We start from the raw sequence: 11647 nt of genomic DNA on the forward strand, positions 1-11647 counted from the left end.
AAAACTTAAAAAGCCCTTTTCCAGCGAAAAGGACCTTCTTTTTTCATATTAACTCCTGAGATTCTCCGAAGCTTTCTCTTTTTTCGGCCAAATAAAATAGCTGGCGGTAAAGAGAAAATCAATGCCTAAAATGACTGTCCATGTTTTAAGAATGCCGCTTAATGCCTCGGTTCGGGCAGAATCATTGATGAAGTAGATCATTCCTGCTAATAATCCCGCACCAATAAGGTAGGCCAGCACGTGTCTTATCCAGCTTTTTGCATAGTGCTTGGCATGATCCATTCCATAACGCTTCAGCGGTTTGGCTCCTTGTTTTGTCACATAATATTGAAATCTTTCATCCGCCCATTGAATCATTTGTTTCCCATAAGCGATCGATATACCGATGTAAACAGCCGCAATCCCGTGGGCAGCAGTCGCTGAGGCTCCGCGGTAAAGGTCCACAGCAGTTGCCGCTAATAAGATCAAATCGATCACTGGGGTTAAGGCCAAGAATAGCAATCCTAAAGTACGTTGTTTGAATAGGTAGCGTACAGCAAGCCCTAAAACAATCACAACCCAAAATGCAATTTCACAGAAGACAATCATCCATGCGATACCGTTCAATTCATTCCCCTCTTTTCAATACAGTTGTATTATTTAAACAATATTTTACCATCTTCTTTTTTATAACACAACTGTATTATAAAATTGCTCTCTTATTTTTTTCCTGTTACAATAAAGCTATGCCAAAACAAATTGACCATGAGAAAAGAAGAAAACAAATTGCAGAAGCGACGTGGCGCGTGATTTTAGAACGGGGGATGGAGGGAGCCTCAGCCAGAAACATTGCAAAGGAAGCAGGATTGTCATTAGGTGCGCTGCGCCATTATTTTTCTACTCAAGATGAACTGCTTGTTTTTGCAATGAAACTTGTTCAGGAAAAGGCGATGGCCCGAATTAAGGACATTGCAATGAAGGATTTGCCCCCTAAGGAAAAAGTGTTGCATATTTTGCTTGAAATTGTCCCAACGAATGAAGAAACGATTAGAGAGATGGAGGTGTGGTTCGCCTTTACGGTTTACGCCAGACATAAAAAGGATATGTTTGATGCGGATCATGACGGGATTTACAGCGGCATGCGGAATCTGGTTGCCTATTTAGATGAATTTGATTTACTGAAGCAGAATGCTGATAAAGACATTGAAGCTGAGAGACTTTACGCGCTAATTGACGGCTTGGCTTTACATGCGATGCTTGACCCTGTGCGAGTGAATAAAGATCGCATCAAACGTGTCATTATGCAGCATGTAGCATCAATTTGCATAGAAGAAACATGTGGGATAGAAGAAAGAAATACCTAAACGAAGAGCTATTCTTGTTGGACATGCTTCCAAAGGAATAGCTTTTTTATATGCAAAAAGAACAAGGGCCTCTGAAAAAAATGGAAAACAATCATGCCGTTTGGTAAAGTGGAATGAAAGACGGACTGAGGGTTGAACAGTTTGTCTAACTTTCATTTAAGAACTTTACATGATAGGAATGGTGTAAATGAATCTTACTTATAAGGTACATCCAATTAAAACAAGGTATCAAGGCTGGACGAATTATTGCTATATCATTGAAGATATTGTAAGTAAATCTGCAATTGTTGTTGACCCCTCATGGGAACTGAGTAAAATAACAACTAAACTTTCAGAACTCGAAGCTGAATTAACAGCAATTGTATTGACACACTCTCATTATGATCATGTAAACCTTGTAGAGCCGCTGACGAAGATGTTTAACGCTCAAGTTTATATGTCCCAAAAAGAAATTGATTATTATCAATTCCGATGCAGAAATTTAATTGGCCTTCATGATCATCAGACGATCATTATAGGAAACACAAGAGCGCAATGCCTTCTCACGCCGGGGCATACAGCCGGCGGAATGTGTTATTTGTTTTCTAATAGTATTTTTACCGGAGATACGGTATTTACAGAAGGGTGCGGCATATGTGAGGATGATGGCAGTTCTGCGGAAGAGATGTTCAGAAGCATTCAAAGGATTAAGTCAGAGGTTTCACCCTATGTACGGGTTTATCCTGGTCACTCATTTGGCAAAGTGCCCGGCTATACGATAGAGGATCTTTATCAGTATAATATTTATTTTCAAATTGATAAGATAGAATATTTTGTGAAATTTCGCACCCGTAAAAACCAAAAAGGTATTTTTGATTTTAAATAATTCTTCTGAATCTATTATCCTATTTTTCTTCGAATATCTAAATGATTAGTATTTTTTAAAATGATTACATAGAAGGATTTGATTTGTATCGAAAAGGCTCAGGTGATAAGTTGAAGCGCATTGTCAGCATATGGCGACCTTTATGGGATGCAGGTCATTTTTCTTATGTTGTGTGATATGCCCTGATCCTTTATGCCTTAATTGAAAAAAGCAGGAAAGCAATCGAGTAAACTGTAGGAAAAATTAACTTGACGGACATATTTACAGAGGTTACCATCAACATGAACATGCTACTATTTATCCGGTCATCACTATTTTTTTATAAAATCATACAGAAGTGATACAAATCTACTTATCGGAAGGGTGGCTTTGAGATAATGATCACATATGTTTTTCCGGGTCAGGGTTCACAGAAACAGGGAATGGGCAGCGATATATTTGCTGAATTTAAAGAACTGACGGCTCAGGCAGATGAGATCTTAGGGTATTCAATTAAACGTCTTTGCTTAGAAAATCCTTATTCTAATTTAAACAAAACGCAATTTACTCAGCCGGCTTTATATGTGGTAAACGCATTAAGTTACCTGAAAAAAATCCGAGAAGCAGAAGCTAAGCCTGACTTTGTCGCCGGGCACAGCTTGGGTGAGTACAATGCGCTATTTGCAGCCGGGGCCTTTGACTTTGAGACAGGTTTAAAGCTTGTCAGAAAAAGAGGCGAGCTGATGAGTATGGTGAGCAACGGCGGTATGGCCGCTGTTATGGGATTAAATGAAGAGCAGGTTGCAAAGGCTCTGCAAAAATACCATTTACACAATGTTGATATCGCTAATGTGAACGCCCCATATCAAATAGTGATTTCAGGCCAAAAAGATGATATCGAAAAAGCCGCATCTCTTTTTGAAACGATGACTGAAGTTACAATGGTACTCCTCTTAAACGTAAGCGGCGCGTTTCATTCCAGATACATGAATAAAGCAAAAGAAGAATTCGAGCAGTTTCTTCATACCTTCCATTTTTCGCCTCCGTCTATCCCGGTTATTTCTAATGTGTATGCCAAACCGTATACATACGAATTTATGAAGCAGACGCTGGCCGATCAAATCAATCATTCAGTGAAATGGACTGAGAGCATAAGCTACTTAATGAAAAAAGGCCAAATGGAGTTTGAGGAAATAGGGCCAGGAAATGTTTTAACAGGGTTGATTCACCGTATTAAGAAAGATGCGGAACCAATGCCCCGCTGAAAATGATTGTTCCTAAGACCATGCACCGCATAGGCAAGGCTAAGGACAGATTTCCTTTTATTTAGGGTATAAAGCTTTAGAGACGCAATCGTTCAATAGACACTGTTTCTAAATGAATAACTTTATATACTGTTACATAAAGAGGCTGATCAAACATATCCGCACCCTATTAGACATTTGAACTATGTTAGACAGCCGGAATATCATGACTGACCATCGCTCTCACATCAAGATGGCCTACTTTTTAACCGTACCCAAATTTAGAGTCGATGTTCTTTGCTGATCCTGTCATATCTATTTTTGAGACTAACAACATACATCTATGACCACTTCATAAAAGAGTTGCATCCAGAGCACTAATAGCAATCCTCCTAAAGTTGATTCTTCTCATTTTCTTTTTTACATCATGTCTTACCGATTAAATAATCGGATCTCAATCGCTGTTATGTATTGCATACAATGAGTTGAGATATCAAAATAGCCGTCATAAATATAAAAAAAGAAGGTATGCACATGAATGAACCGCTCGTTTTTATGTTTTCCGGACAAGGTTCCCAGTACTATCATATGGGGAAGGAATTATTTAAGGAGAATATCGTGTTTCGCCAATCGATGCTTGAAATGGATGCCATTGCAGCACGGCGCATCGGCGCATCGATTGTTGAAGAAATCTATCATCCGGATAAACGTGTGTCGGATCCGTTTGACAGCATTCTTTTTTCCCACCCTGCAATCTTTATGGTTGAGTATTCCTTATACAAAGTTTTGGAAGATAGGGGAATCTATCCTGATTACGTATTGGGATCAAGTCTGGGAGAATTCTCATCAGCGGCTGTTTCTGGTGTATCAGACGCAGAGAATATACTGGATTGCATACTTGAACAGGCTATTGTCATCCAAAAATCCAGCGATAAAGGGAAAATGCTGGCCATTCTTGATAAACCGCAATTACTGAATGATCATCCACAACTATTTGAAAACAGTGAACTCATTTCTATCAATTATGATTCGCACTTCGTCATTTCTGGTGAAGAAGAAAACATAAAGCAGATCATGGAGGACTTAAAAGAGAAACAGATTCTTTGCCAGCTGCTGCCTGTGTCCTATGCCTTTCATTCTTCACTTATTGATCCGGCAGAAAGTGCCTATGCAGAATATTTAAAGTCAATATCTTTTAAAAACCCGTCAATACCAGTTGTATCGAGTTTAACGGGAAGCTGCCTTCACGAAATGGACAAGCATTTCTTTTGGGATGCGGTAAGAAAGCCAATGAGATTTCGCGAAGCGATTCGATATTTGGAAAGTCAGCATGCATGCCGGTTTATCGATTTGGGGCCATCCGGTACCTTAGCTGCTTTTGTGAAACAGCTACTCCCGGGAGATTCAGCTAACCGCAGCTGCTCGATCATGACACCATTTCATCAGGAGCTGAAAAATCTGAATACGGTTGAGTGTTTCCGTAGACCAGAAAGGAAGTTTACAAGATGATTACATATGTTTTTCCAGGGCAAGGCTCCCAGCAAAAGGGAATGGGACAAGGGCTGTTTGAACAATATCGGCATTTGACAGATCAAGCAGATCAAATATTGGGCTTTTCAATAGAAAAGCTCTGTACCGAAGAATCCTATTTGGATTTAAATCATACGCAATACACGCAGCCGGCTTTGTACGTCGTCAATGCACTCAGTTATTTGAAGAGAGTGGAGGAGACCGGCAGAAAACCTGATTTTGCGGCCGGACATAGCTTAGGAGAATACAATGCGCTGTTTGCAACGGGTGCATTTGATTTCGGAACCGGATTAAGACTTGTCAAAAAAAGAGGCGAACTGATGGGGCGGATTACAGGAGGCGGAATGGCTGCTGTGATCGGCCTGAATAAGGAACAAGTTACAGCCGTTTTAGAAGAGCACCGTCTTCATGCCATTGATGTAGCAAATGAAAATACGCCCAGGCAAATTGTGATTTCCGGCCCAAAAAAAGAGATTGAAAAAGCGCGAATTGTTTTTGAAAACACCAAGGATGTAAAGCTGTTTCATGTTTTAAATGTAAGCGGGGCTTTTCATTCCAGATATATGAATGAAGCAAAACAGGAATTTAAGCAATTTATTGACTCATTCCATTTTGAGCCTCTGGCTATCCCGGTTATTTCCAATGTCTATGCAGAGCCATATCATCAGGACAGGTTAAAGGAGACATTATCTGAACAAATGGACAGCACAGTGAAATGGACGGACAGCATACGTTTTCTGATGGGAAGAGGAGAAATGGAGTTTGAAGAGATCGGGCCTGGAACTGTATTGACCAGTCTCATCCATCGGATTAAAAATGAAGCTGAACCGTTAACGCATGCACCCGAAAAGAAACTTGCTTTAAGTCATCCAGAAGCTGCTGACTATCCACATAATGTTCAAGCTGGGATTACGGCAGAGTCTTTAGGAAGTGCTGAATTTAAACGGGATTATCATCTTACATATGCTTATCTTGCAGGAGGAATGTACCGCGGCATTGCTTCGAAAGAAATGGTAGTAAAGCTGTCAAGAGCGGGAATGATGGGGTTCTTTGGCACAGGCGGCCTGAGCTTGAATGAGGTTGAAGATGCGATCCTCACCATTCAAGGTGAACTAGGGGAAGGCCAAGCCTACGGCATAAATCTCGTCCACAATATGAAACATATTGAATCAGAAGAAAAGATGATCGACCTTTTATTAAAGCATCAAGTGAGAAATGTGGAAGCTTCAGCATTTCTAAGTGTCACTCCCGCATTGGTAAGGTATCGCGCAAAAGGAGTGAGACGAAACCCCAATGGTGACGTCATGTGCTCAAATCGTCTCATAGCGAAAATATCACGGCCGGAAGTTGCAGAATCATTTTTGAGTCCTGCGCCTGAGAATATGCTGCAAAAGCTTTTAGGAGAAAATAAAATCACAGTGAGCGAAGCTGAATTATTGCGGCGCATTCCGATGGCTGACGATATTTGTGTGGAAGCTGATTCAGGAGGTCATACAGATAGCGGTGTGGCATACAGCCTGATGCCGGCCATGACATCATTAAGAGATGAAATGATGAAAAAATATCAATATCCGAAAAAAGTAAGAGTGGGTGCAGCTGGAGGAATTGGAACGCCTGATGCGGCGATGGCAGCTTTTATGCTTGGTGCGGATTTTATTGTTACAGGCTCAATCAATCAATGTACAGTTGAGGCGGCAACAAGTGACAAAGTAAAGGATTTGCTTCAGCAAATGAATGTACAAGATACTGCCTATGCGCCTGCGGGTGATATGTTCGAATCTGGCAGCAAAGTACAAGTGCTGAAGAAAGGCGTGTTCTTTCCGGCGCGGGCAAACAAGTTATATGAACTGTACCAGCGATATGGGTCAATACGTGAGCTGGATGCAAAAACGTTGACTCAGCTTGAGGAGAAATACTTCAAACGCAGTATAGAAGACATCTATGAAGATATGACATTACATTATCCTGCAGCAGAAATTGAGAAGGCTGAACAAAATCCGAAGCATAAAATGGCTTTGATTTTCCGGTGGTACTTCAGATACAGCTCCAACTTGGCAATCAGCGGCAACGAACATTCCAAGGTCGATTACCAAATTCACTGCGGTCCGGCGCTGGGAGCCTTTAATCAATGGGTCAAAGGGTCGGAATTAGAAAACTGGCGCAATCGCCATGTGGATGAGATCGGAAAAAAATTAATGACAGAAACAGCAGCATTGCTTCATAAACGGATGCAATCAATGTATCAACCGGCGCATTAAGCAGACAGCATAAGATTAATCGTTCGAATATTATGAAAATATACCTATAAAAAGCACTAAAATGATCCCTTGAAGGAGAGAGCGCGTTATGGATAAACAGAAAATTTTTGAAGTGTTAGTCACCAATATTTGCGAGGTGCTACCTGAATTAGACGGACACAGGTTTGAGCCTGAAGATCAGTTAGTTGAGTTAGGAGCTGACTCTGTAGACAGAGCTGAAATTATCACAATGGTGCTTGAGGATCTATCATTAAAGATTCCCCGGATTGAGCTGTCCGGGGTGAAAAACATCGGCGAATTAGCTGAGGTGCTTTATGACAAAGTGCAATCTGTCTGAGGTGGTGGTGACCGGTGTAGGCGTCACGGCTGCCATCGGTCAAGGGAAAGAGGCATTTGCTTCTTCGCTGCTGTCCGGCAGGCATGCCTTTGGTGTCATGGAGCGTCCGGGCAGACAAAAAGACAGCCGGTTTATCGGCGCTGAAATTGCGTCATTGTCTTATCCCGACCGCCTTTCTAAAAAATTGCTGCGAAAAGCGTCATTTTCGAGCCGTACTGCATTGGTGACCCTCTCAGAGGCTTGGGAGGAGGCTGAATTAGATGATGTCGATTCTGCACGTATCGGACTGGTAGTCGGCGGGTCAAATTTTCAGCAGAGAGAAATCTTACAGCTTTATGAAAGTTATCAAGACCGCTCTGGTTTTATTTCGCCGGCATATGGCCTGTCTTTCATGGATAGCGATCTTTGCGGGCTATGCACAGATCAGTTTGGCATCACAGGCTTAGCTTATACGGCGGGAGGAGCCTCCGCCAGCGGCCAGTTAGCAGTGATTCATGCGATTCAGCAAGTCTTATCAGGCGAGGTTGATGTTTGCATAGCACTGGGTGCATTAATGGATCTTTCTTACATGGAATGCGGAGCGCTCAGGGCTTTAGGTGCTATGGGAACGGACAAATATGCTGATGAGCCTGCGAAAGCCTGCCGTCCCTTCGATCAGAACAGAGACGGGTTTATTTATGGAGAATCTTGCGGCGCACTGGTGATAGAACGAAAGGAGACGGCTGTCCGCCGAGGTGTCAAACCTTATGGAGCATTGTCTGGGTGGTCAATCAAACTAGACGGGAACCGGAATCCCGATCCTTCATTAGAAGGAGAGATTTATGTCATCCAGGAGGCGCTGGAGCGTGCCGGTCTTTCACCAGAAGACATTGATTATATTAATCCCCATGGCACAGGTTCTTTTATTGGGGACGAAATTGAACTAAAGGCGCTGCATGCATGCCGGCTTTCCCATGCTTACATCAACGCAACAAAATCGATAACCGGGCACGGTCTCAGCGCGGCGGGAATCGTAGAGATTGTTTCTGTTTTGCTGCAAATGAGAGAATCTGCCCTGCACCCGAGCCGGAATTTGGATCATCCAATCGATGATTCCTTTCATTGGGTAAATGAGAAATCGATTTCATACCGCATCAAAAATGCGCTGAACTTAAGCATGGGCTTTGGCGGAATGAACACCGCGGTTTGTATACAAAACATTGAGAAATGTGGAGGCGAATCATAAATGGTTTCAGCCGGAATAGAAGCGATGAATGTCTTTGGCGGAACGGCGTACCTTGATGTCATGGAACTGGCCAAATACAGACATTTAGATACTGCAAGATTTGAAAACTTATTAATGAAAGAAAAAGCGGTAGCACTGCCTTATGAAGATCCTGTGACCTTTGGAGTCAATGCAGCTAAGCCGATTATTGACGCTTTATCCGAAGCCGAGAAGGACCGGATTGAATTGTTAATCACTTGTTCTGAATCCGGGATCGACTTTGGGAAATCGTTAAGTACATATATCCATGAATATTTAGGGCTGAACCGCAACTGCCGTTTGTTTGAGATTAAACAGGCATGTTATTCAGGAACAGCGGGATTTCAGATGGCGGTGAATTTTATATTATCCCAGACCTCTCCGGGTGCCAAAGCACTGGTTATCGCCAGTGATATTTCACGTTTTTTAATCGCTGAGGGCGGAGACGCTTTAAGTGAAGACTGGTCTTATGCCGAACCGAGTGCAGGAGCGGGAGCGGTGGCCATTTTAGTAGGCGAAAATCCCGAGGTGTTTCAGATAGATCCGGGAGCAAATGGCTATTACGGCTATGAAGTGATGGATACCTGCCGTCCCATTCCTGATAGTGAAGCGGGAGATTCTGACCTGTCTTTAATGTCATATCTGGATTGCTGTGAACAAACCTTTCTGGAATATCAAAAACGTGTACCCGGTGCCAATTATCAGGACACGTTTCAATATCTTGCTTACCATACGCCTTTTGGCGGGATGGTGAAAGGTGCGCACCGGACAATGATGCGTAAGGTGGCGAAGGTGAAAACAGCTGAGATTGAAACGGATTTTTTAAATCGGGTAAAGCCAGGTTTAAACTACTGCCAAAGGGTTGGAAATATTATGGGAGCTGCCTTGTTTCTGGCATTAGCCAGCACGATAGACCAAGGGCGGTTTGATTCGCCTAAACGAATCGGCTGTTTTTCTTACGGATCAGGCTGCTGTTCTGAATTTTACAGCGGAATAACAACTCCGCAAGGCCAGGAACGCCAGCGCTCATTTGGCATTGAGAAGCATTTAGATCGCCGATATCAGCTCTCCATGGATGAGTATGAGCTGTTGTTTAAGGGGAGCGGAATGGTGCGGTTCGGGACGCGCAATGTAAAGCTGGATTTTGAGATGATACCGGGCATCATGCAGTTTACTCAAGAGAAGCCTCGATTGTTTTTAGAAGAAATTTCTGAGTTTCATCGGAAGTACAGGTGGACCTCGTGACCTATCAAACAATAAAGGTCCGCATCCATGAGTCGGTTTGCTACATCACATTTCACCGTCCTGAAGCGAATAATACGATAAATGACACACTCATAGAAGAATGTTTACAAGTGTTAAACCAATGTGAAACATCATCAGTTACGGTTGTTGTTTTAGAAGGGCTTCCCGAGGTGTTTTGCTTCGGCGCGGATTTTCAAGAAATCTATCAGGAAATGAAAAGCGGCAAAAAACAGGCAAGCTCCCAAGAGCCTCTCTATGATTTGTGGCTGAAACTGCAGACTGGCCCTTATGTCACGATTTCGCATGTCAGGGGAAAAGTGAATGCCGGCGGCCTTGGATTCGTATCTGCCACAGATATTGCCATTGCGGATGAAACGGCGTCATTCAGTCTCTCTGAGCTTTTATTCGGTCTGTATCCGGCTTGTGTTTTACCGTTTCTGATCCGCCGGATCGGCTGGCAGAAAGCACATTATATGACGCTAATGACAAAGCCGATTTCCATACAGGAAGCCAGTGAATGGGGGTTAATAGATGCCTTTGATGCTCAAAGTGAGGTGCTGCTGAGAAAGCATTTATTGCGCTTGCGGAGGCTGAATAAAAAAGGAATCGCACGTTATAAACAGTATATCAGCTCACTTGATCATCAAGTCAGCCGTTCGAAATCCATCGCTTTAACTGCAAATCAAGACATGTTTTCTGATCCTCAAAACCAAATGGGAATCATCAGGTATGTTGAGACAGGGCAATTTCCATGGGAGGAACAGTAATCATTTGAAAAGATGACAATCAGAACCGTTAGGAGGACATCATGACGCATTCTGTTGTAGAGCTCATCGAAATTGAGCCCGCCATTATTCAGGTAAAGATGCATGACCGCACTCATAAAAACGCGTTTTCACAAGAACTTACAGACGGTTTAATTCAAGCGTTTAAATTCATTCGGCAGAAACCAGATTATAAAGCGGTCATTTTGACGGGATATGATAATTATTTTGCTTCAGGAGGAACACAAGAAGGACTGCTTCGTATTCAGCAGGGATTGACCAAGTTCACGGATGACAATCTTTATTCTCTGGCGTTGGATTGTGAGATTCCAGTCATTGCGGCCATGCAGGGCCATGGAATTGGAGGCGGCTTTGTCATGGGGCTCTTTGCTGACATTGTCATTCTAAGCAGAGAGAGCGTGTATACGGCTAATTTTATGAAATACGGATTTACGCCTGGTATGGGCGCTACCTTTATCGTCCCTAAAAAACTGGGATTCAGCCTGGCCCAGGAAATATTAATGAATGCGGGCAGCTACCGGGGAGCAGATCTTGAAAAAAGAGGGGTTCCCTTTAAAGTGCTGCCCCGTGCGGAAGTAGTAGATTATGCTGTGGAGCTGGCGAGTGAACTGGCGGAAAAGCCGAGAAACTCATTGATTACATTAAAAGATCATTTGGTGGCCCCGCTTCGCGAGCAGCTGCCGCGCATCATAGAACAGGAATTAATGATGCATGAGAAAACATTTCATCATGACGAAGTCAAAACGAGAATCAAAGGTATGTATGGAAATTAACTGAGAACCTACATAAAAATTTGCAGGTGAAATGGAGGCAGCGCG

General features: G+C 42.8%; 11 protein-coding genes and 1 pseudogene. 11 read left to right on the top strand and 1 reads right to left on the bottom strand.

The genetic code is table 11. The annotated features are described in order from the left end of the window. Positions 1-48: 48 nt before the first annotated feature. Complete coding sequence (locus tag LWH95_RS05185) at positions 49-606, bottom strand: hypothetical protein (protein ID WP_019258448.1); 558 nt, start codon at positions 604-606, stop codon at positions 49-51. 119 nt (positions 607-725) lie between these two features. On the opposite strand from LWH95_RS05185, the gene LWH95_RS05190 reads away from it, so the two are divergent. The 11 genes and pseudogenes from LWH95_RS05190 to LWH95_RS05240 all read left to right on the top strand — a co-directional run bounded on the left by LWH95_RS05190 (position 726) and on the right by LWH95_RS05240 (position 11602). After that, entirely contained in the window at positions 726-1343 is a 618-nt protein-coding gene (locus tag LWH95_RS05190) for a TetR/AcrR family transcriptional regulator (protein WP_003238404.1), read from the top strand. Between the two features lie 187 nt (positions 1344-1530). Beyond that, entirely contained in the window at positions 1531-2208 is a 678-nt protein-coding gene (locus tag LWH95_RS05195; protein WP_232919088.1) for an MBL fold metallo-hydrolase, read from the top strand. A 182-nt stretch (positions 2209-2390) separates the two neighbouring features. Further along, a pseudogene (locus LWH95_RS05200) lies at positions 2391-2586 on the top strand (hypothetical protein). Then, positions 2586-3452 carry an ACP S-malonyltransferase gene (gene fabD / locus LWH95_RS05205; protein ID WP_232919089.1) on the top strand — a complete coding sequence of 289 codons (867 nt, stop codon included), beginning with the start codon at positions 2586-2588 and terminating at the stop codon, positions 3450-3452. Before LWH95_RS05200 ends, fabD (LWH95_RS05205) begins: the two are co-directional and overlap by 1 nt. Before the next feature lie 513 nt (positions 3453-3965). Then, positions 3966-4940 (top strand): acyltransferase domain-containing protein, encoded by a 975-nt coding sequence (locus LWH95_RS05210; RefSeq protein ID WP_232919090.1) that lies wholly within the window; start codon positions 3966-3968, stop codon positions 4938-4940. After that, positions 4937-7219 carry an ACP S-malonyltransferase gene (gene fabD, locus LWH95_RS05215; RefSeq protein ID WP_232919091.1) on the top strand — a complete coding sequence of 761 codons (2283 nt, stop codon included), beginning with the start codon at positions 4937-4939 and terminating at the stop codon, positions 7217-7219. The genes LWH95_RS05210 and fabD (LWH95_RS05215) overlap by 4 nt, the downstream gene beginning before the upstream one ends. Before the next feature lie 88 nt (positions 7220-7307). Further along, positions 7308-7556: an acyl carrier protein gene (locus tag LWH95_RS05220; protein WP_003238395.1), complete on the top strand. Its 249-nt coding sequence runs from the start codon at positions 7308-7310 to the stop codon at positions 7554-7556. Beyond that, entirely contained in the window at positions 7534-8781 is a 1248-nt protein-coding gene (locus tag LWH95_RS05225) for a beta-ketoacyl synthase N-terminal-like domain-containing protein (RefSeq protein WP_232919092.1), read from the top strand. Before LWH95_RS05220 ends, LWH95_RS05225 begins: the two co-directional genes overlap by 23 nt. Then, on the top strand, positions 8782-10044 hold the full coding sequence (pksG, locus tag LWH95_RS05230) for a hydroxymethylglutaryl-CoA synthase family protein (protein ID WP_232919093.1): 1263 nt from the start codon (positions 8782-8784) through the stop codon (positions 10042-10044). Then, the gene (locus LWH95_RS05235) at positions 10032-10811 is read left to right on the top strand and encodes an enoyl-CoA hydratase/isomerase (protein ID WP_133487405.1); all 780 of its coding nucleotides are present in this window, start codon (positions 10032-10034) and stop codon (positions 10809-10811) included. The genes pksG and LWH95_RS05235 overlap by 13 nt, the downstream gene beginning before the upstream one ends. Before the next feature lie 41 nt (positions 10812-10852). Further along, positions 10853-11602, top strand: coding sequence for a polyketide synthase (locus LWH95_RS05240; RefSeq protein WP_232919094.1), 750 nt, complete (start codon positions 10853-10855; stop codon positions 11600-11602). Positions 11603-11647: the final 45 nt, after the last annotated feature.

The sequence above is a fragment of the Bacillus sp. G16 genome (assembly GCF_021282335.1).
GTDB classification, from domain to species: domain Bacteria; phylum Bacillota; class Bacilli; order Bacillales; family Bacillaceae; genus Bacillus; species Bacillus inaquosorum.